This is a genomic window from Mesorhizobium sp. M0715 (assembly GCF_040320355.1).
GTDB lineage: Bacteria > Pseudomonadota > Alphaproteobacteria > Rhizobiales > Rhizobiaceae > Mesorhizobium.
This window is the reverse complement of sequence record NZ_JAMYPL010000040.1, coordinates 1-20802: the sequence shown is the minus strand read 5'-3', so window position 1 is coordinate 20802 and position 20802 is coordinate 1. Positions and strand designations below refer to the sequence as shown.

The window sequence follows — 20802 nt, the reverse complement described above, 5'->3', positions numbered from 1 at the left end:
CACGCAATGCCAACGATGCCAAAGAACACGATTTGCCTCTGGTTCGACAAGGACGCCGAGGCTGCGGCTCGCTTCTACGCGGAGACCTTTCCCGACACCAGGGTGGGCGCCGTTCACCGTGCGCCGAGCGACTTTCCGTCCGGCAAGAAAGGCGACGTGTTGACGGTCGAATTTACCGTTGCCGGCATTCCCTGCATCGGATTGAACGGCGGCTCCACATTCAAGCAGAGCGAGGCCTTCTCGTTCCAGATCGCCACCGACGATCAGCAGGAAACCGACCGCTACTGGAATGCCATCGTCGGCAATGGCGGCCAGGAGAGCGCGTGCGGCTGGTGCAAGGACAAATGGGCCGTGTCCTGGCAAATCACGCCGCGCACGTTGACCGAGGCCATGGCGGCCGGCGGCGAGGAAGCCAAACGCGCCTTTGATGCGATGATGGAGATGACGAAGATCGACGTCGCGGCGATCGATGCAGCCCGGCGCGGCTGACCTCGATCGCAGCTGAGTTGCTATCTGACCTTGATGACGACCTTGCCCTTGGCGCGTCCTGTTTCGACATAGGCCAGCGCCTCGTTGGCGGCTTCGAAGGGAAAGACCCGGTCGACAACCGGGCGGATCGCACCAGCTTCGATGAGCGATGCGATCTTGCTCAATTGCTCGCCCTGCGCCCACATGAAGAGAAACGAGAACGTCACGCCACGGCGCTTGGCTCTCGCTCGAATACCGCGGCTCAGCAGGCGAAGCACCAGCTTCAGCACCATGTTCAGTCCCTTTTCCCTGGCGAAGTCGGGATCCGGTGGGCCGGAGATGGAGATGAGCTTGCCTCCCGGTTTCAGCACATTCAGTGACTTTTCAAGTGTCTTTGTGTCCTGGCTGTTCAAGACGACGTCGTAGCCCGACAGCACTTTTTCGAAATCGTCTTTCTTGTAGTCGACGACGACATCGGCGCCGAGCCCCTTGACCAGACCGGCACTCGCCGCGCTGGCGGTGGTCGCAACGGTCGCGCCGAGATGCTTTGCCAGTTGGATGGCGAATGTCCCCACGCCGCCGGATCCGGCTTGAATGAAGACCTTCTGTCCCCTCTTCAGGTTGGCCCTTTCGATGAGCGCCTGCCAGGCGGTCAGGCCGACCAGCGGGATCGAGGCCGCCTCTTCCATGCTGAGGTTCCCGGGCTTCAGCGCCACATCCGCCTCATCCATGGCTATGAACTCGGCAAATGTCCCGATCCGGCCATCGCGCGGCCGCGCATAGACGTCGTCGCCGAGTTTGAACTTGCGGACTTTCGATCCCACGCGGACAACCCTCCCGGCCACGTCGTGACCCAGGATGAATGGTCGGCGATAGGGCAGGATCAGCTTGAACTCTCCGGTTTTGACCTTGGAATCCAGCAGGTTCACCGCCGCGGCGTGGACCTCGACAAGGACATCGCTGTCCCCGAGTTTCGGCTCCGGCATTTCGGCCAGCCGCAGCGTGCCGTTCTTACTATACTTGTCGACGACGAATGCCTTCATGGCAGTGACTTTCTGAGAGATTGTTGATGTTCGGGACGAAAGCCGCCCGGTGAGAGGTGTCAGGCCTCGAGAAAGGCCAGTGCTTTCGGAACGAAATCCGCGTGGTTCTGGAACACCCCGCCATGGCCGGCATCCGCATAGATCACCAATTGCGCCCCCGGAATGCGGCGGGCGAGATCGTGGGTATTGACGCTCGGCACCATCCTGTCGTGATCGCCATTTGCGATCAGCGCGGGGATGCGGATGGCGCTCAAATCTTGCGGCGCCTGTAGTCCATAAGCCTTCACCGCCCGGAGTTGCGCGCCGAATGCGCTAAGCGATATCGGCCTGTCGCGGTCGGCCTTGCGCTCTGTCAGCCGCTGCAGGAACGCCTTCGCGGCGCGACGCCCATTCACCGTTCTGGTGAAGAACAGATAGTATTTCGGATCCCGAAAAGTCAGCGCACCCTTGATCATGTCCACGATCGTAAGTGGTGTCATCTTGTCGATGCCTTGGCCGCCGGCCGGTCCGGTGCCGGCCAGGATGAGCTTGCGCACAAGCCTGGGTTCGGTCAGCACCATCTCCTGCGCCACGAAGCCGCCGAGTGAGAAACCGAAGAGATCGACTTGATCGAACCCCAGCGCCCGGACAAAGGCGACCGCATCCCGTGCCATCTCGGCGACGCGTGACGGCGTTTTGCCGCCTGAAGCACCAACGCCCCTGTTGTCGAAGGCGATCACCCACCGGGCCGCGGCGAGGCCATCGACGATGCGTGGATCGAAATTGTCCAGTTGAGCGCCGAGATGGTTCAGCAGGATTACCGGCACGCCCGTCCTTGGTCCGAGCTGCCGATAGACGAATGCCGTGCCGCCGACATCGACGGAATGCGTTGGCGTGTCCTGGAACGATGCCCGTAAGTGGGGCGACCGCTTGAACCCATGTGTCATGCTTGGCACCTCCGCCTTGTGGGGGCTGGCCAATCGTGTTGTCGTTCCTAGACGCATGTGCGTGAAATCCTCTGCTCGTTGTTGTTCAAACCGGCAGGCGGAACTGTTTGCGCAGGCTCTTGTCGAATATCCCTGCGGGAGCAAAGCGACGCAGCAGGCTGACTTGGCGCGCTGCCTTGCCGGCGGTGTAGCGCCGTTGCGGACGGGCATCGGTCGCTGCTTTGACGACCACCTGCGCCACCACTTCGGGCCGATCGGCGACAGGCATCACATCGCGAAGCAGCGCTTCCAGCGTAGCTCGAGCCTGATCGTATTCCTGCAAAGGCGAATCCGGCTGGAGCCCGTTCTGGTCGAAGACAGTACGAACGAATGCCGGCTCGATGACCGAGACACGGATATTGAAGGCACGAACCTCATGGTCGAGCGATTCAGAATAGCCCTCGAGCGCGTGCTTGACTGCCGAATAATGCGCTGAATACGGCGCCGGCACCAGTCCCAGCACAGAGCCGATATTGACAATGCGCCCTTCGCCACGCCGCCGCATCGACGGCAGCACCGCATTGGTCACGCGGATGACGCCGAACAGATTGACGTCGAACAAGGCCTGCACCTGTGCAATCGAGAATTCCTCGGCGCCTCCAAGCTGGCCGACGCCGGCATTGTTGACCAAGAGGTCGATCCGGCCGGTTTGCGACAGCACCGTCGAAACGAGTGCGGCAACGGCTTCACCGTCGGTCACGTCGCAAACCAGCATGGTCACCCCGTCCGGGCCGTCGTCGGCCTTGCGCCGGCTGGTTCCGAAAACCGTGAACCCCGCCCTTGCCAGAGCCTCGGCACTGGCGCGGCCAATGCCCGAAGAGGCTCCCGTCACAACAGCGGTTTTTCCGGAATTCGCATTCATTTCGTGCTCCAAAATCATGAGGGCTAGCTTTTTTGCGCCCGTTGAATTACAGTCGTAATATCAGATTACGTTCATAATGCAATAGCAGAAAGGAATAGCAGCCATGCGCTACGAAAAGGGCCGGAAGGACACCTCGCGCGGACGGATCATGGAGGTCGCAGCGGAACGCTTTCGCGGCGACGGCATAGCTGCGTCCGGACTGGCGACCATCATGAGCGACGCCGGGCTGACGAACGGCGCCTTCTATCCACACTTTCAATCCAAGGCGCAGCTTGTCCGCGAAAGCGTGGCGGCGGCGATGGAGCTTCAGGCGCAGCAACTGGCGGAAGCATTGGCTTCGGGCGTGGAGATGGCCATCGACACGTATCTGTCGGCCGAGCACCGGGACAATCCCGGAAAGGGCTGCGCGTCAGCTGCGCTGCTGCCGGAGCTCGCCCGTCAGCCGCCTGAAACGCGTGAAGCCTATACAGACCACCTGCTGGCTTTGGTGCGCCAGTTGGCGGAAGCGCTACCGCAGGCCAAGAATCCGGAAGGCGTGGCGCTGGCTGTCTTTGCAACGCTCCTCGGCACGCTGCAAATGGCCCGCGCCGTGGGCGGAACGGAATTGTCCGATCGCATCCTCGCGGTGGGGAAAAATGCGGCAAAGACGCTGATCGAGCAGCGTTAGCGCTCCAGGAAAGATCGTAACGGCGTTGCCGGCCATATGGCTGACATCGGGTGATCGCGAAGGAAGCTGATCGTGAGGAATATGCCGGGCGTTGACGGATAGCCGATCCGTCAGATCTTCCGGCTGGCCAGCAGCCTTGTCAGCCAGTCCGGATTCATTTCCGGAACAGAGGACAATAGCCGTTCGGTATAGGCCGCGTGCGGTGGCGTGAGAACTTCGCTCTTCAATCCTTGCTCGACGACTTTGCCGCGGTGCATGACGACGATTTCGTCGGCTATCGCGCGCACGGTAGCAATGTCATGGGTAATGAAGATGTAGCTCATTCCGAGTTCACGTTGGAGACGTATGAGAAGCTTGAGAATTTCCTCTTGGACGATCTGGTCGAGCGCGGACGTGATCTCGTCGCAGATGATAAGCTCCGGATCGGCAGCCAACGCGCGGGCAATGCAGACGCGCTGTTTTTGGCCACCCGACAGCTCGCCAGGCAGGCGTTCCAGAAAATCTTCGCTCATCTCGACCATGTGCATAAGTTCGCCGATCCGGCGATCCCTCCGCGCGCCCCGAAGGCCGAGGTAGAATTCGAGCGGCCGCGCTATGACCTCTTCGACCGTTTGGCGCGGATTCAGGGCGTTGTCGGGCATTTGATAAATCATCTGTATGCGGCGCAGGACCTCCTTCGGCCGCGTCTTCAGGCCCGTGGAAAGAAGCTGGCCGGCAAAAGAAATCGAACCTGAAATTGGCGGCAAAAGGCCGGTGACGACTCGAGCGAGCGTCGATTTCCCCGAACCGGATTCGCCGACCACAGCCACGGTTCTTCCGCGCGGAACCTTGATGGAGACATCCTGGAGCACCTTGACCTTTCCTGCATAGGCCGCGGTAACGTTGTCTATCGTCAGCAGATTGTCATCGGCTGGAACTTCGGGCTTGGCGAGCTTGCGTACGGCCCAGAGCGTTTTTGTATATTCCTGGCTGGGCGAGGCCAGCATCTGGCGTGTATCAGCCTCCTCCACGGTACGTCCGTGGCGCAGAACCATGATACGATCCGCCATTTGCGCCACCACCGCTAGGTCATGCGTCACGTAGATTGCAGCGGTGCTGAATTCCTCCACGATGTTGCGAATGGAAGCTAGAACTTCAACCTGCGTGGTCACGTCGAGCGCCGTTGTTGGCTCGTCGAATATTATGAGGTCCGGACGACAAGCCATTGCCATCGCTGTCATTGCCCGTTGCAACTGCCCGCCGGAGACCTGATGAGGATAGCGAAAGCCTATGGTCTCCGGTTCTGGGAGTTGAAGGCGTCGATAAAGATCGACGGCGCTCCGGTTCGCCTCTTCCCGGCCGGCAATTCCATGCGCCACCGCGGTTTCGACGGTTTGTTCCAAGAGCCGATGTGCCGGATTGAAAGAGGCAGCCGCGCTTTGCGCGACATAGGCAATGCGGGAGCCCCTGAGGCGACGGCGCCCTTTTTCATTGACTGCCAGAAGATCAATCCCGTCGAACAGGACCGAGCCTTGCGTGATCCGGCAGCCCGGCTTGGCATAACCCATTGCGGCAAGGCCAATGGTGGACTTGCCGGCGCCTGACTCTCCGATCAGCCCAAGAACCTGGCCCCGCTTCAGCGTCAGATCGACCCCGTGGACAATGGGATGCCACCGCTCATCCGAAAACCCCTCCACATGCAGATTGCGGATTTGAAGCAGATCCTTTCCTTTTTCGCGTGGGCCTGGGCCGCTACTTTTCATCCCGCAACCCGCTTGTTGCTTGCAGGAACCAGTCCACCACGAAATTCACGGACACGGTAAGGAGAGCAATCGCGCCGGCCGGAAGTAGCGGCGTGACATCGCCATAGGTGATCAGGGTCGCGTTCTCGCGCACCATTGATCCCCAATCGGCCGTCGGCGGCTGAATACCGACGCCGAGAAACGACAGCGCCGCAACTGTCAGGAACACGAAGCAGAATCGCAAGCCGAACTCGGCGACCAGTGGCGGCATGACATTGGGAAGGATTTCCTTGGCGATGATCCATTTCGGTCCCTCGCCGCGTAATCGTGCCACCTCGACATATTCCATCACCGCCACGTTAAGCCCGACGGCGCGAGAAAGCCGAAAGACCCGGGTGGAATCCAGAAGCGCAATGATGACAATCAGGCTGGTGATCGACGAGCCGAAGATCGTCAGCAGCACCAGCGCGAAGATCAGACTCGGGATCGACATCAGCACGTCCACCGCACGCGACAAGATCTGGTCGAGCCACCCCCTGTACAATGCGGCAAGAAGGCCGAGCGAGACGCCGACCGCGAAGGACAGCAACGTGGTCGCGACCGCGATAGCGATGGTGTTGCGCGCACCGTAGATCAAGCGGGTAAGCATGTCGCGGCCGAGCTGATCGGTTCCCAGTTTGAACTCCTGGCTCCACGGCGCGAAGGCTTCGCTGAAAACCTGCGTCTCGCCATATGGGGCTATCCAGTGCGCGAAGACCGCAACAAAAACGTAGCCGAGGATCACGACGATGCCGAACCATGCGCTGAACGGTGCCTTCTTCAGCGCAGTTTTCGCCCGGGTCGCACGCGAGCGCCTCAGCCTCCGAACCGCCGCGACAGATTCGGATCTGGTCATCGCGGGTGCAAGAGCCTGGGATTGGTGGCGATGGAAATAACGTCGGCTAGCAAGTTGAGAAGGATGTAAGTCGCGGCGAAAATCAGGGCGCAGGCCTGGACAACCGGAACATCCCTGGATTTCACCGCGTCAACCATCAGCTGGCCGATGCCGGGGTAGACGAACACGACCTCGACCACGACCACTCCGACGATGAGATACGCCAGGTTGAATGCTACCACAGTGACGATCGGAGCCCAGGCATTGGGCAGGGCATGCCTCAGCACGATCACCATCGGGGACATTCCCTTGAGGCGCGCCATATCGATGTAGGGGCTTGCCAGCATGTTGATGATGGCCGCTCGGGTCATGCGCATCATGTGGGCCACGATTACGAGCGTAAGGGTGATTGCCGGCAGGGCCACTTTCCAGAGATGCTCCCAAAATGGCGTCTGATCGTTCACATTCGACAATGTCGGAAATTTAGGAACCGCATTGAGCGCCCAGTTCAGCGAGACAGTGAGCCAATGAGGCAGCGTTTGAGCGAAATCGGATCCGATGAACGTGTCGCGCGAGATCACCAGGTAGGCGAGCATATAGGCGACGAAAAATTCCGGGAATGAAATGGTTGTCAGTGTCGCGACATTCACCAGCCGGTCGAACCAGCCGTTGCGGTACAGCGCAGCCAGAATGCCAAGCCCTAAGGCCAGCGGAACGGCTATCAGCGCCGTCACCGCTGCAAGGAACATCGTGTTGTAGAGGCGGGGTGCGATGATCTCGGCCACGGTACGCCGATATCCGGTGCGGCTCGCAAACGAAGAGCCGAAATCGCCATGGAGCATCTGGGCGACCCAAACGAAGTAGCGCTCGACAGGCGGACGATCGATGCCGATTTCCCGCTGGAACGCGGCGACCGTTTCGGGCGTCGCCGATTGCCCAAGCGTGGCCTTGGCGAAGTCGCCTGGAAGCATTGCGATCGCAGAGAAGATGATGATGGACACGATGAACAAAGTGACCAGGCCGAGGCCAAGGCGCTGCAGGACCGTTCTTGCGACGGGGTTCATGTGCGTGGCGTTTCCCTTTGGGCGGCAGCCCTGCACTCGGAGTAAGCCGGCCGGAGCCACAAGACCATCGCGGCTCCGGCCCGCCATCTCATGCCGTGGCGATCCACCAGCGTTCGGCCATTTTCAGTCCATCGTTCTCCCAGTTGGGCGCCACATCACCGTGTGCGAGCTTTTTGGATTGCGCGCTGACGAAATTGTTGAAGACCAGCACGATGCTGCCGCCGTCATCGTGGGTTAACTGCTGCATCTCGGCATACATCGCCGCTCGCTTGGCCTCGTCCGTCTCGGCGCGCGCCTGGACAAGCAATTCGTTGAAGTGGGGATTTTTCCAGAAAGACTCATTCCAACTGGAGTCGGCGGCGAAGGCTTGCGTGAACATCCAGTCGGCCGTGGCCCGACCGCTCCAATAGGAAGCGCACCAGGGTTTCTTCAGCCAGACATTGTCCCAATAAGCGTCCTCGGCCTCACGCACGACATTGACGTCGATGCCGCATTGGGCTGCCGTTTCGCGAATGAGCGAAGCCGCGTCCACGGCGCCGGCAAAAGCGGCATCGGCGACCGAGAGATCCACTTTCAGGTTCTCCATTCCGGCCTTTTTCAGGTAGTGCTTTGCTTTTTCCGGATCGAAGCTGTGTTGCGGTTGCGGATCTTTGGCGAATTTGATGGCCGGCGCGATCGGGTTGTCGTTGGCCACAGTAGCGTGGCCAAGAAAAATCTTGTCGACGATTTCTTGGCGATTGATCGCCCATTTCAATGCCATTCGCACGTCCGGATTATCAAACGGCGCCATCGTGACATTCATCGGCAAGGTATAGTGCCCGTAGCCAGTGACTTCGACGATTTCCACCTTGGGATTGCGTTTCAACATGCCGAGGGTCTTCAGGTCGGCGCGGCCGATATAGTCCACCTCCCCCGTGGACAGCGCCGCCATGCGGGCGGCAAGATCCGTGATTGCGATGAACTCCACCTCGTCGAGATAGGGCTTGCCATTCTTGAAGTAGTTTGGATTGCGCTTGAGTTTGGCCGAAACACCGGGCTGGAAATTCTCGAGGACGAAAGCACCGGTGCGAACGCCTGAAGCCCAATCCGCCTTGCCGTCCTTGGCCGGCATGATGACCAGATGGTAGTCACTCATGATGTAAGGGAAATCGGCGTTGCCGTCCTTGAGCGTGAAGACCACCGTTTCCGGGCCGTCCGCCTTGACGTCGGCGACGGAGTCCAACAGCGATTTCGCCGCCGATTTGGTGTCCTTGCCCATGTGATATTGCAAGGAGGTCACGACGTCATCCGCCGTCACGGTCTTGCCGTTATGAAAGGTTGCGCCTTTGCGCAGCTTGAAGGCCCAGGTTTTGGCCCCATCCGAAGTTTCAAAGCTCTCGGCGAGGTCCGGTTGGACATTGCCTTTGGCGTCGACCTCGGTGAGGCTGTTGGACAGCGAGCCCGAAAATGCGGTTTGTGTGAACGTGTCGGGGTAGCCGGCCGGATCGATCGAATCCGTCGTCGCGCCATGAGCCATGCCGAGCTTGGCGAAGCCGCCCTGCATCGGTTCGGCCCGCGCCGTGCTCACGAACAGCCGGTCGGCGGCGGCAACGGTCAGGCCCGCGGCCAGCCCAAGATGAATGAAGTCGCGGCGGGAAACCTTGCCGCCTCCGATCAGGCTTTGCGCGATACCAAGCTTGTATTCAGATTCTGACATTTGACTCTCCCATTGCGGAGTTCTCCGCGTTATTTCTCGTCAAGCACCGGCGAACAAATCTGCTTATTGGCTCCCGCCACCTTTCCTTCGAATTTTTCCAATCCCAATCGGCTTGCGCCAATCAGGCCGTCACGTAGATGCCGCCGGCTTCGACGGTGACTGGAAATGTGCGCGCGCGAACGGAGGGATCGACCAAGGCCGCGCCTGACTTGATGTCGAACTCCCAGCCGTGCCAGGCGCATCGAACGATCTCGTTTTCGCGATGATAGATGAATTGCGCCTGTTCAACGGGCGCGGTTGTGCCGCATTGCGGCCCCTCGCAAAGCGGAGCGCCGCGGTGCGGACAGACATTGAGCAGCGCGTGGAATGAATCTCCGATGCGGAAAATCCCGACCGAAAGGCTGCGGATCTTGGCGATGAACGGAGACCCTGTTTCGATCTCGTCGACGCGGCAGATATAGGTCTTCTCGGGCATCGTATGCTTCCTCAGGCGGCATTCGCGGCTTGCGCGCGGGGGATGCGTTTGTAGACTTCCAGCGCGTTCAGTCCCATGATCTTGCTCTTCCAGGCAGGAGGGATTTGCAGCGTGTTGGCATCGTCGTAATCCCAGTGCGGATAGTCCGATGCAAACATCAGCGTGTTTTCGCCGTCCATCGCTTCGAGCGTGGACCAGAGATGTTGGATGTTTGCAGGCTGCTCCAGCGGCTGCGTGGAAAAGCGGATGTTGCGCCGGCAATATTCAGACGGCAGCATCTTCAGCCATGGCGTCTCCTTGCGCAGCGCTTTGTAGTCGGCGTCCAAGCGCCAAAGGACCGACGGAACCCAGGCGACGCCGCACTCGATGATCACGAAGTAGAGGTCCGGCCATTTCTCGAAGACGCCATGGGCGATCATGCTTGCCACGTGCGACATCGCCGACATGTGCAGAATGGCATGCGTTTCCCAGAAGAATGTCGTCGGGGCAGGAGCAATGGCAGTTGAATTCACGCCCCCATGCCCGCCCAGATGAATGGCGAATGGCAACCCCACTTCCGCGCAGGCTTCGTAGATCGGGTGGTAAAACGGGTCGCCATACGGCTTGACGGACCCCTGGGAGGCGAGAACCTGGACCATGCGCGGATGACTGCCAAGACGGCGTATCTCGGCGGCAGCGAGCTTCGGATCCTGTGGCGCGATGATGATCGAGCCCATGAAACGATCGTCTTTCGGCAACCACTGATCGATCTGATAATCGTTGTAGGCGCTGACCAGAGCGCTGGCATAGTAAGGGTTAGCCAGGGTCGACGCCTCGATAGGCTCATCGCCGGTCAGGATCGCCACGTCGACTTTGTATTTGTCGAGGTGCTTCTCTTTCATGATGAGATAGTTGTCGGCTTCCGTTTTCGGACGGATGTCCTTGCGGGAAAAGTCCTGCGGGTGGAACCAAGGCCGATGACCATGCGGAAAGGCGCCAACGGGACCTGTTTTCTCGCCCTCGATGAACATGTCTTTCCACAAGCCGGAGAGATAGGGCTCCAACACGGTGGCGCTTGACCAGTAATTATGACAGTCGCAGTCGACTATGAACACTTCTTCCGCTCCGTATCCGTGTCTCGTCCCGGCGGCGCTGCCGGCCGCTGATCTGCTGCAGCTTCCGCCTTGAGTATTGTTTGATCAAGCTTATGATACGTGGAATATGATCGAGTTTTTCGATTGGATATTTCATGCAACTTGATCACATCGAGACCTTTCTCGACATTATCGAATCGAGAAACTTCAATCGCACCGCGGATCGGCTAGGGTTGACCCAGTCGACGATCAGCACCCGCATTAAGAACCTCGAGAGCGCAATCGGGTCCGAACTGTTCCAGCGCGGACGCGCCGGGGCGGAGCCGACCGCCGCAGGGCGCCGGTTCGAAGCTTATGCAAGATCCTTGCTGTCCACATGGTCGCAGGCTCGCCACGATGTCCGGGCGTTCAATCGTTTCGAAGGCACCTTGCGCGTCGCCGCGCAGGTCGGGATGACCCGCTCGGTTTTGCCGGGTTGGGTCGAGACGCTGTGTCAGGCTCTTCCCAAATCGTCGATCCATGTCGAGTCGGATTATTCAAACCAGATGGTCAGCGACCTAAGCATGGGAAATCTCGACATCGCAGTGCTTTACGCTCCGCGATACCTACCCGAAATCTCCTATGAGCATTTGATGGTTGAGGAATATGTGATGGTTTCCACGGTGGCCAGAACCCTCTCGGAGGTCGATCCCGAAACCTACATTCGTCCGGGCTATACGGTCCTGCTGGAGAAGGCCCATGCCGAATTGCTCGGCGAGTTGGCGATCTGTCGCCTTTCCATGGGATCGGAAACCTTGGCGGAAATGATGCTACGGCGCACGGGCGGCACCTGCTATATGAGAAGTGACGATGCGCGCCGGTTCGCCCTCGAACGCCCATCGTTCATCGTCGAAGGCGCTCCGACGCTGCATCAGCCGGTACACACGGCCATCCTGGCGCGCCGCAAACACGAACCGATCATCCGCAAGGGAATCCGCGCCCTTCACGTTGCCGTGATGTCACTGGATATGTAATCGAAATAATCGATCATAACTTGGGAGGGATGCTTCTGTTGCGGGGGGCCTGGAACTGGCATCTTGGCTCGACTTCAAACCGAGATGAATGATGAACGCACACGTTTCCTTTGGGGCCCCCGACCTCCTCCCGATGAGGCGTCATCGGCAATGGGCACAAACCACATCGCAGCTTGTACTCTGCCGTCGTGTCATCGAGGAAACGCCCGATGTGAAAACCTTCGTTTTCACATCCCCGACGGATCGGATGTTCTGCTTCAGCGCGGGCCAGTATGTGCTCGTGCACCTTAAGATCGAGGGTGCCGCGGTGACGCGCTCCTACTCTGTTTCGTCACCACCGACGCGACCGCTCGACCTGCAGATCACGGTGAAGCGAACACCGGGCGGCCTGGTTTCGAATTGGCTCCACGACAATTTGGGGGCGGGCGACGAGATCGAGATCGAAGGGCCGCTCGGCTCATTCAATCTCGATGACCTGCCATATGAAAAGCCGCTCTTCCTTTCGGGCGGCAGCGGGATAACGCCGGTGATGTCCATGCTGCGTGCGCTTACCGACCGCGCGGCCGACCAGGATATCTCATTCGTTCATAGTGCCAGAACGCCTGGTGACATAATCTTTCGAGGGGAATTGGACGCACTTGCCTCTCGCTTTCCCAACGTAAAAGTAACGTGCGTTTGTAGCCAGGAAGATCCCACCTGGAGGGGGCCGACTGGCAGAATAGACAGCCAGATGCTGCTGACCCTCGTTCCCGATCTCCACAACCGCACTATCTTTGCCTGTGGCCCTGAAGCGTACATGAAAGCCGCACGTGCCTGCCTGGATGCGATTGGCGTGGCTCCGTCGCGGTACCACCAGGAGAGCTTCGGCGGCGTCAGCAGCCCTCAGTTGGAACCGGCCTCGACAATACCATCTTCGGTCCGTTTCGTCCGCTCCGGGATCGTGCATAACTGCTTGCCCGGAGAGACGCTGCTGGAGGCGGCACGCCAATGTGGCGTCTACGTCCCAACCGCCTGCCAGCAGGGAGTTTGCGGCACATGCCGCATCGCCAAGTTGTCCGGCGAAGTCGCCATGGAGGATCTCGGCGGTCTGGCCCCTGAAGAGAAGTCGGCCGGCTATGTCCTGGCATGTTGCAGCCGCCCGCAAGGAACGGTTTTGCTCGATCTTTAACCCCGGGTGCTTGGTTCAGCATTGAAGCCGGCGCAGTAGTGTTGAACTGCCGGTGAAGGCGTTGCCGGCGTAGCGGACTGATGCCCATCGACCCCAGCCGATATTGCTCAGAAGTCGAGAGCGACCATCATGCCGCGGACTTCGGCCATTTCCAGCAGCAGGTCTTGCAGTCTTTCGTCCAGCGCGGCACCGGTCAGCGCCAGAAGCTCGGTGATGCTCTCTCTCATCGATATGACGGCAGCGCCTGTCTTCTCGGCGAGCAGCCGACCGATGGCAGCTCGGATCAGGTCGTCCTGATCAGACATCGCTTCACCTCCCGACGCACTGCAACCTCCCCTTGCTTTCCATGCCTCACCGCCGCTTTCGACAACAGGGCGTGATTTCCCATACGGTATGATTTTCGATGCGACATCAGGCACCTTTGCTCATGCCAGCAGACCGTCTCGATGGGCCCGCCAGTCGTTCAACACCGACAATGAGGGCAGCAGCGAAAAAGGGCCGGGCTGGACCGTTTCAACCGCTGCAAGCAGCGCCAGCGGCACTTCGTGCCGATAAAGCCCAATGCACACGCCCCCTTCGACCGTTGCCGGCAATTCCGTGATTGTGTCGAAAATCGAAAACGTACCCGTTGGCTCTTCCACGATTTCGAAACGCCCCACCCGAAACCTCCCTCTGCACAAAAGTAGCGACCAACGCGGACATCCCCAACCGGTTCCCTGAGGCCGGCACTTTTTTTCGCGCCTTGGTTGTAGCGCATGCCGGCAGCACAGTCATGCCCGCAGGGCGCACAGTCAAAAATCGCTACGCACATTTTAAATCTTGACGCGTGTCAATTTTTTATAAAACATGCGCAAACGCCGGCATGGCATCGACCGGCGCTCTGGGAGGAGCAATGCCTGACGTCGAAAGTGCCCGAACCTGGGCTGCAGTCCGCACATCCCAAGCGGGCAGCATTCTGTTGGCGAGACCATCGCGCCGGGCGCCGGGCTCGCGCCCCGTCGGACATTGCAGTCGCCGGCCAGCGACATTGATGCAGCCCATAAAACAATCAGGAGGAGGAAAAACCATGCGTATGTTCAATTGCCTGAAGCTTGGCACGAACCTGCTTGGCGCAGGCATGCTTGCAGCCATCGTCGCAGCGCCCGCCCATGCCGAGGATGCGGCGAAAGTCGCGGCCATCGTCAAAGGCCTCGACAATCCGTTCTTCCAGACCATGCAGAAGGGCATCGAGGAGCAGGCCAAGGCAAACGGCGTGAATGTCAGCGTCCAGGCCGCCGCCAACATGGGTGACGCCACCGGCCAGGCCGACCGCCTGACCGCCATGGCCATGCAGGATTTCGATTGCTACCTGGTCAACCCGATCAGCGTCTCCAATCTCGTCCAGGCGCTGGTGCCGGTCGCCCAGAAGAAGAAGCCGATCGTCAACATCGACTCGACCATCGACCCCGAGCAGGCCAAGGCCGCCGGCTTTGCCGTCTCGACCTATATCGGCACCGACAATGTCGCCGCCGGCGCGCTGGCCGGCGAAGAGATGCTGAAGCTGGTGCCGAAGGGCTCCAAGGTCGCGCTGGTCGCCGGCATCGTCGGCGATGTCGGCTCCAACGCCCGCATCAAGGGCTTCAAGCAGGCGGTGGAAGGTAAACTCGACATCGTGGTGATGGTCAGCGCCGACTGGGATCGCGAAAAGGCGCTGACCGCCGCAACCGATATCCTCGCTGCCCATCCGGACCTCGCCGGCTTCTTCGCCGCCAACGACATCATGGCACTCGGCGTCGAGCGCGCCGTGCGGACCTCGGGCAAGGACGTCAAGGTGATCGGCCTCGACGGCATCGTCGACGCGCTGAAGTCGATCGCATCAGGCGAACTCACCGCCACCGTCGCCCAATATCCCTATGTCGTCGGCGCCATGGGCCTCGAGGCCTGTGCAGTGGCCGCCAAGGGCAAGGAACTGCCGGCCAACGTGCCAGCACCGGTGCTGTTGATCAACAAGGACAATGCCGAAGCCTCGCTGAAGAATTTTCCGCGTCCGGGCGGCGACTATCCCGATCCCTTCCGCGAGATGCTGAAGTGAGCACACCTGCAGACAACGCGCCCGCCGCCCATTCGGCGGGTGCGGAGGAGAGCCGTCCCTCCCTGGCGGCTCTCCTCCTCGATCCCTCCTTCTGGGCCGACTGGGCATCCGTCGTCGGCCTGGTCGGCCTCGTCATCGTCTTCGGCATCGCCCAGCCGGTCTTTCTCAGCGTCGCCAATCTGCAGGCGCTGTTGCTGGCGGCTGCGATCCTGGTCGTGCTGTCGATCGGCCAGACCTTCGTCATCGCCACCTCGGGCATCGACCTGTCGCTGGCGGCCGCCGTCATGCTCGGCGCCATCATCCTCGGCCTCGTCAATGCCGCCGACTACGGCATCTTCATCGCCTGCATGCTCGCGGTTCTCGCCACCAGCGCCGTCGGCTTCCTCAACGGGCTGATCATTACGGCAGGCAAGATCCCCGACTTCGTGGTGACGCTCGGCACGCTGTCGGGCATCACCGGGCTTGGGCTCATCCTGTCGGGCGGCGAACCGACCATGGTCGGCTCGACCTTCCTGCTCAGGCTCGCCTCGGGCTCGTTCGGACCGTTCGGCTATCCAGTCTGGGTGGCGATCGCAGCCGTCATCGTCGCCCATATCGCGCTCTACCACACGCGCTTCGGCGTGCATTTGCTGGCGACCGGTGGCCAAGCCGAAAGTGCCGGCGCGCTCGGCATCCGCACCAACCGGGTCAAGATCGCCGCCTATACAGTCTCGGGCTTCTGCGCCGGCATCGCGGCCATTCTTCTGGTCGCCCGCATCGGCTCGGCCGAACCGCAGATCAACACCAGCCTGCTCTTGAATTCGGTGGCGGCGGTGGTGCTGGGCGGCGTCAGCCTGTTCGGCGGCCGCGCCAGCATCCTTGGGCCGGCGATCGGCGCCTTGATGCTCACCGCGCTGGTCAACGGCCTGACTTTGCTCAACGTGTCGGCCTTTTATCAACCGCTTGCCGTGGGGGCCATCGTGGTGCTGGCGGCGCTGATCATGCGGTATCAGAAATGAGGGCTCCCGATCACATCCCCGCCGCGGACGCGATCATCGCCTGCGAAGGGCTGAGCAAGCATTTCGGCGGCATCCGCGCCTTCACCGACGTCGCCTTCCAGGCCCGTCGCGGCGAGGTCACCGCCGTCATCGGCGACAATGGCGCCGGCAAGTCGACGCTGATCCGCAGCCTGGTCGGCGTGCATCAGCCGGACACCGGCAATTTGTTCTTCGACGGCCGGGCGCGGCCCTTCGCCAACCCCGACGAAGCGCGCAAAGCCGGCATCGAAACCGTACACCAGAACCTGGCGCTGATCGACGAACTGACGGTGGCGCAGAACCTGTTCCTCAACCGCGAGATCGTGCGTCGCATCGGCCCCTTCGCTTTCCTCGACCGCAAGGCGATGAAACGCGAGGCCCGCTCCATGCTGTCGCGCCTGTCGATCAACGTGCCGTCGATCAACCAGCGTGTGCGGCGCCTGTCGGGCGGCCAACGGCAGGCAATCTCGATCTGCCGCGCCGTCGGCTCCGGCGCCAAGCTGGTGGTGATGGACGAACCGACGGCGGCGCTCGGCGTGCAGGAGACGGCCAATGTCGAAGCGCTGATCCGGCGCCTGCGCGAACAATCGGTCAGCGTCATCCTGGTCAGCCACAATTTCGATCAGGTCCGCCGCCTGTCCGACCAGATCTGGGTGATGCGAGCGGGAAAGATGGCAGCGACCGTGCGCGCTTCCGAAACGTCCGGAAATGAGCTCGTCGCGCTGGTAACCGGCGCGGCATAGTCCTGCAGCATCAGACTTGAAATCAAAGGGAGTTCGCCTGTGGCACCAATTCGTGTCGGACTGATAGGTCTTGGAGAGGTCGCGCAGTCGATCCATCTGCCTGTGCTGGGCGATCAGCGCGACCGCTGGGTGATCGCGGGCGTGTACGACGTGTCGCCCAGCCTGGTGTCACTCGTCACCTCCGAATTTGCGACGGCAAAGGCCTTCGACACGGCCGAGGCGCTGATTAATTCGCCCGACATCGACGCTGTGTTCGTGCTGTCATCCGACGATACCCACAGCCGCTTCGTGCGGGCGGCGATTGCTGCCAACAAACATATCCTGCTGGAAAAGCCCGCTTGCCTCACGGTGCGCGAAATCGACGATCTGCTGGCGCTGATGCCAGGCTACGACAAGACCCTGTTCGTCGGCTATATGCGCCGCTATGCGCCCGCCTATCTGGCCGCCAGGGACGAGCTGCCCGCCTTCGCCGACATCACCCATGTCCGCATCTTCGACCTGATCTCGGAGGGCCGGCATTTCCTCAAGAAGAGCCAGAACGTCCTTTACCCCCAGGACATCGACCCTGCCCTGCTGGCGCGTGGCGCAAGCGAACGCGACGCGCTGATCCGCGAGGTGGTGGGCGCCGACGCGCCGGCCGATCTGGTGCGCGCCTATCGCGGGCTGACGGCACTTTCCTCGCACCACATTTCGGCGATGCGTGGGCTGATCGGCGAGCCGACGCGCGTGCTGGCCGCGCACCGCACCAACGGCGGCGCCAACACATCAGTCACCTTCGACTACGGCCATTTCGCCTGTCTCTACGACGCGGTGGTCGACGATCTCGGCTTATTCGACGCCATGATCGAGGTGCGCTCGAACAACAGGCGGGTGCGCATCATCTACGACACGCCCTACATCCGCAGCCTGCCGACGCGGCTGGAGGTCACCGATGCCGGCCCGTTCGGCCCGGTGACGAAAACCCTCGGGCCTCTCTACGGCGATGCTTTCTCGAAAGAACTCGAGACTTTCCACCGCCACATCACCGAAGGCACAAAGCCGCTGACCGACCTCGCCGATTCCCGCCGCGACCTGGCGCTGATGGCCGAGATCATCGAGCGGATGAAGGAGAGTGGCGGGCGCTGAGATACAGCCTACTGCCTACTTCCCACAATGATGATCGTTGATCTTGTTCACCGCATTCGCGTCGGGTCCGACGCGATGATAGGAGCACGCGCCGGCTGCTGTCGTCACCAACTGCTGATCGTAGTAGCGCGGGCCGCCGAACAGGATGTCGATGAGATCGCCTTCGGCGGGAACGTAGCGTTCGGAGTGGACCCGGCGGTCGTGGTGCCGGTCGCCAGCGAAAGCCGGGGCACAAACGCTTGAGCCCATAGCGACAGCGAGAGCTAGGATCGCTACACATTTCGTGGTCATCGCCAATACCTCCTGGCCATTCCGGAATCACACCATACATCCAAAACCGTCAGCCGGACAAAAGTTCCGGAGAAGACCGCGATAGGCTCTTGCCGAAGCCAGCTGCCTCGCTCATCCATGGTGCGTGGAAATGTGGGACCCGTGATGACCGATGCCGGCTTTCATCTCGTCGAAGCGACGATCGACCAACTGCGCCGCGCGCTCGATGACGGCACCGTCACCAGCGTCGAACTGGTCGGGGCGTATCTCAGGCGCATCGCGCATTTCGACCGGCACGGCATCAGCCTCAATGCCGTCCCGGTGCTCAACCCTGGCATGTTTGAGGAGGCGGCGGCCTCCGACCAGCGCCGCCGCAACGGCACCGTGCTCGGGCCACTCGACGGCATCCCCTACACCGCCAAGGACAGCTACAAGGTATCAGGCCTGACGGTCGCCGCCGGCTCGCCGGCCTTCGAGCATCTCATTGCCAATGGGGACGCCTTCACCATCGCCCGGCTGCGCGCCGGCGGCGCGGTGCTGATCGGCCTCACCAACATGCCCCCAATGGCCAATGGCGGCATGCAGCGCGGCGTCTATGGCCGCGCCGAAAGCCCCTACAATGCCGACTTCCTGACCGCCGCCTTCGCTTCGGGCTCGTCCAATGGGTCGGGCACGGCGACGGCGGCCAGCTTCTGCGCCTTCGGGCTTGGCGAGGAAACCTGGTCGTCCGGCCGCGCGCCGGCCACCAACAATGCGCTGGTCGCCTATACGCCGTCGCGCGGTGTCATTTCGGTGCGCGGCAACTGGCCGCTGGTCCCGACCATGGATGTCGTCGCGCCGCACACGCGCAGCGTCCCCGACATGCTCGAACTGCTCGATGTGATCGTCGCCGACGACCGCGAGACGCGAGGCGATTTCTGGCGCGCGCAGCCCTGGGTCAAGCTGCCGAAAAGCTCCGACGTGCGGCCGCCGCGCTATGCCGACCTCACACTGGCGGGGTCGTTGAAAGGCATGCGGCTGGGCGTGCCCAGAATGTATATCGGCAGGGACAGCGAGGCCGATGCGCCGATCGAAACCCGCGCCTCGGTACTTGCCCTGTGGGAACAGGCAGCGGCTGATCTCACGCGGCTGGGCGCCGAGATGGTCGAGGTCGATTTTCCCGTCGTTTCCAACTATGAGCGCGACCGCCCCGGCACGCGCACCATGGTCGAGCGCGGGCTGATGCCCCCAGAGTTCGCCGAACGCGAACTCTGGGATCTCTGCATCTGGGGCTGGGACGACTTTTTGCGCGTCAATGCCGACCCGGCCTTGCCCGATCTCGTTTCGGTCGACGGCCCCAAAATCTTCCCGCAGCCGCCCGGCACGCTGCCCGACCGATATGAAGGCGGCTTCGACCTGAGGGAATATGTCGAGCGGGCACGGTCCGGCGTCACGGCCCTCGTGGACATTCCAACGCTGGAAGAGGGACTGAAGGGACTGGAAGCGACAAGGCGGATCGATTTCGAGGACTGGCTGGACGCCCATGGCATCGACGCCGTGGTGCTGCCTGCCGCCGCCGATGTCGGACCGGCCGATGCAGACATCGACGAGGCGTCCGCCGCCCTTGCCTGGCGCAACGGCACCTGGGTCGCCAACGGCAATCTGGTCTGGCGCCATTTCGGCATCCCGACCGTCACCGTGCCGATGGGCACGATGGCCGATATCGGCATGCCGGTCGGCCTCACCTTCGCCGGCAAGGCCTATGATGATGTCAGGCTGCTGCGGATGGCCGGCGATTTCGAACGTGCCACGCAGCGCCGCATCCGCCCGCCGCGCACGCCAGAACTTGCCGACGATGTATTTTCAGGCCGCCCCGCCCGAGCCGACGACAGCAAGGCGCCAGCGTTTTCCATCACGCTTGCCGCCGAGACGCGGCCTTCCGGCGATCAGGACGAGATCGTCATCACGCTCGACCTGCCCGGCGAGGCCGCCGAAACGGCCAACATCCAGGTGCATGTCAACGGAGAGGTCGTCGTGCTGCAGCGAAGCAGTGCGCGCTTCAGCGGGCATGCCCTCATTCCGGCCGCAGAGCACCAGCGGTTCCACAGCGTCTGGCGTGGCTCGTATGGCTCGATCGTGACGGCTATTGTGCGGCTGGAGGATGGGCGCAGCGCCGGCGCCTATCTGGTTACGGGCGGGATTGGGTGAGGTTGCGCAATTCGTGCCTTAAGCCTCCCCGAATTCGTCATCCTAGGGCGGAGCAAGGAGCGAAGCGACGCGGCGCAGACCCTAGGATCCATGCCGGGACTGTGACCGAAGAATGCATCGGTCCAGAGCAATTGAGGTCAACTTTTCTTTCCAGATGCAGCGATTGCGACTGAAAGTTCTCCACCGTCGCACCGCACGGAAGTCGCGGCATGGATCCTAGAGCGATTCCTATTTTGAGAGAATCGTAGGATTCCCAAAGCCGGATGTTTGTGATTCAAGATGCTGGCTGGATTGGAGGCCA

The 20802-nt window shown here is 61.3% G+C and carries 21 protein-coding genes; 9 read left to right on the top strand and 12 right to left on the bottom strand.

Annotated elements, in window-relative coordinates; translation table 11 throughout:
- Positions 1-15: 15 nt before the first annotated feature.
- Positions 16-489, top strand: a complete 474-nt coding sequence (locus NKI21_RS30430) for a VOC family protein (RefSeq protein ID WP_352794833.1) — start codon at positions 16-18, stop codon at positions 487-489.
- A 20-nt stretch (positions 490-509) separates the two neighbouring features.
- Here NKI21_RS30430 and NKI21_RS30425 read toward each other — a convergent pair whose 3' ends face one another.
- The 3 genes from NKI21_RS30425 to NKI21_RS30415 form a co-directional block, all read right to left on the bottom strand.
- Entirely contained in the window at positions 510-1511 is a 1002-nt protein-coding gene (locus tag NKI21_RS30425; protein WP_023809356.1) for an NADP-dependent oxidoreductase, read from the bottom strand.
- A 59-nt stretch (positions 1512-1570) separates the two neighbouring features.
- Positions 1571-2437 carry an alpha/beta fold hydrolase gene (locus tag NKI21_RS30420; RefSeq protein WP_352868872.1) on the bottom strand — a complete coding sequence of 289 codons (867 nt, stop codon included), beginning with the start codon at positions 2435-2437 and terminating at the stop codon, positions 1571-1573.
- Between the two features lie 85 nt (positions 2438-2522).
- Positions 2523-3338 carry an oxidoreductase gene (locus NKI21_RS30415; protein ID WP_023809358.1) on the bottom strand — a complete coding sequence of 272 codons (816 nt, stop codon included), beginning with the start codon at positions 3336-3338 and terminating at the stop codon, positions 2523-2525.
- A gap of 103 nt (positions 3339-3441) precedes the next feature.
- Between NKI21_RS30415 and NKI21_RS30410 the strand changes: the two genes are divergently transcribed.
- Positions 3442-4005 (top strand): TetR/AcrR family transcriptional regulator, encoded by a 564-nt coding sequence (locus NKI21_RS30410; protein ID WP_352753786.1) that lies wholly within the window; start codon positions 3442-3444, stop codon positions 4003-4005.
- Positions 4006-4115: 110 nt separating this feature from the next.
- Here the strand turns inward: NKI21_RS30410 and NKI21_RS30405 are convergent, their stop codons facing one another.
- The 6 genes from NKI21_RS30405 to NKI21_RS30380 all read right to left on the bottom strand — a co-directional run bounded on the left by NKI21_RS30405 (position 4116) and on the right by NKI21_RS30380 (position 10929).
- Entirely contained in the window at positions 4116-5747 is a 1632-nt protein-coding gene (locus tag NKI21_RS30405) for an ABC transporter ATP-binding protein (protein ID WP_352773593.1), read from the bottom strand.
- Complete coding sequence (locus tag NKI21_RS30400; RefSeq protein WP_128306093.1) at positions 5737-6621, bottom strand: ABC transporter permease; 885 nt, start codon at positions 6619-6621, stop codon at positions 5737-5739. The genes NKI21_RS30405 and NKI21_RS30400 overlap by 11 nt, the downstream gene beginning before the upstream one ends.
- Positions 6618-7664, bottom strand: coding sequence for an ABC transporter permease (locus tag NKI21_RS30395; RefSeq protein ID WP_128306095.1), 1047 nt, complete (start codon positions 7662-7664; stop codon positions 6618-6620). Before NKI21_RS30395 ends, NKI21_RS30400 begins: the two co-directional genes overlap by 4 nt.
- 88 nt (positions 7665-7752) lie before the next feature.
- Positions 7753-9360, bottom strand: coding sequence for an ABC transporter substrate-binding protein (locus NKI21_RS30390; RefSeq protein ID WP_023809363.1), 1608 nt, complete (start codon positions 9358-9360; stop codon positions 7753-7755).
- 121 nt (positions 9361-9481) lie between these two features.
- Positions 9482-9835 carry a Rieske (2Fe-2S) protein gene (locus NKI21_RS30385; protein ID WP_023809364.1) on the bottom strand — a complete coding sequence of 118 codons (354 nt, stop codon included), beginning with the start codon at positions 9833-9835 and terminating at the stop codon, positions 9482-9484.
- An 11-nt stretch (positions 9836-9846) separates the two neighbouring features.
- Positions 9847-10929, bottom strand: coding sequence for an amidohydrolase family protein (locus NKI21_RS30380; RefSeq protein WP_023809365.1), 1083 nt, complete (start codon positions 10927-10929; stop codon positions 9847-9849).
- Positions 10930-11063: 134 nt separating this feature from the next.
- Between NKI21_RS30380 and NKI21_RS30375 the strand changes: the two genes are divergently transcribed.
- Both NKI21_RS30375 and NKI21_RS30370 read left to right on the top strand, forming a co-directional pair.
- Complete coding sequence (locus tag NKI21_RS30375; RefSeq protein ID WP_023809366.1) at positions 11064-11921, top strand: LysR family transcriptional regulator; 858 nt, start codon at positions 11064-11066, stop codon at positions 11919-11921.
- Between the two features lie 211 nt (positions 11922-12132).
- A complete protein-coding gene (locus NKI21_RS30370) occupies positions 12133-13089 on the top strand; it encodes an FAD-binding oxidoreductase (RefSeq protein WP_196815301.1) in 957 nt (318 codons plus the stop codon).
- 107 nt (positions 13090-13196) lie between these two features.
- On the opposite strand, the gene NKI21_RS30365 is transcribed toward NKI21_RS30370, so the two are convergent.
- Both NKI21_RS30365 and NKI21_RS30360 read right to left on the bottom strand, forming a co-directional pair.
- A complete protein-coding gene (locus NKI21_RS30365) occupies positions 13197-13394 on the bottom strand; it encodes a hypothetical protein (RefSeq protein ID WP_023809368.1) in 198 nt (65 codons plus the stop codon).
- A 120-nt stretch (positions 13395-13514) separates the two neighbouring features.
- Positions 13515-13748 carry a hypothetical protein gene (locus NKI21_RS30360; protein WP_023809369.1) on the bottom strand — a complete coding sequence of 78 codons (234 nt, stop codon included), beginning with the start codon at positions 13746-13748 and terminating at the stop codon, positions 13515-13517.
- A gap of 407 nt (positions 13749-14155) precedes the next feature.
- Between NKI21_RS30360 and NKI21_RS30355 the strand changes: the two genes are divergently transcribed.
- From NKI21_RS30355 to NKI21_RS30340, 4 genes are read left to right on the top strand one after another with little or no spacing between them, the layout of a single operon-like run.
- Positions 14156-15160: a sugar ABC transporter substrate-binding protein gene (locus tag NKI21_RS30355; RefSeq protein ID WP_127294835.1), complete on the top strand. Its 1005-nt coding sequence runs from the start codon at positions 14156-14158 to the stop codon at positions 15158-15160.
- Positions 15157-16158 carry an ABC transporter permease gene (locus NKI21_RS30350; RefSeq protein ID WP_352441779.1) on the top strand — a complete coding sequence of 334 codons (1002 nt, stop codon included), beginning with the start codon at positions 15157-15159 and terminating at the stop codon, positions 16156-16158. The genes NKI21_RS30355 and NKI21_RS30350 overlap by 4 nt, the downstream gene beginning before the upstream one ends.
- Positions 16155-16919 carry an ATP-binding cassette domain-containing protein gene (locus tag NKI21_RS30345; RefSeq protein WP_352868862.1) on the top strand — a complete coding sequence of 255 codons (765 nt, stop codon included), beginning with the start codon at positions 16155-16157 and terminating at the stop codon, positions 16917-16919. The genes NKI21_RS30350 and NKI21_RS30345 overlap by 4 nt, the downstream gene beginning before the upstream one ends.
- A gap of 39 nt (positions 16920-16958) precedes the next feature.
- Positions 16959-18044 carry a Gfo/Idh/MocA family protein gene (locus tag NKI21_RS30340; protein ID WP_352441781.1) on the top strand — a complete coding sequence of 362 codons (1086 nt, stop codon included), beginning with the start codon at positions 16959-16961 and terminating at the stop codon, positions 18042-18044.
- A gap of 15 nt (positions 18045-18059) precedes the next feature.
- On the opposite strand, the gene NKI21_RS30335 is transcribed toward NKI21_RS30340, so the two are convergent.
- The gene (locus tag NKI21_RS30335) at positions 18060-18335 is read right to left on the bottom strand and encodes a hypothetical protein (RefSeq protein ID WP_352441782.1); all 276 of its coding nucleotides are present in this window, start codon (positions 18333-18335) and stop codon (positions 18060-18062) included.
- Positions 18336-18479: 144 nt separating this feature from the next.
- Between NKI21_RS30335 and NKI21_RS30330 the strand changes: the two genes are divergently transcribed.
- A complete protein-coding gene (locus tag NKI21_RS30330) occupies positions 18480-20501 on the top strand; it encodes an amidase (protein ID WP_352441785.1) in 2022 nt (673 codons plus the stop codon).
- Positions 20502-20802 lie beyond the last annotated feature (301 nt).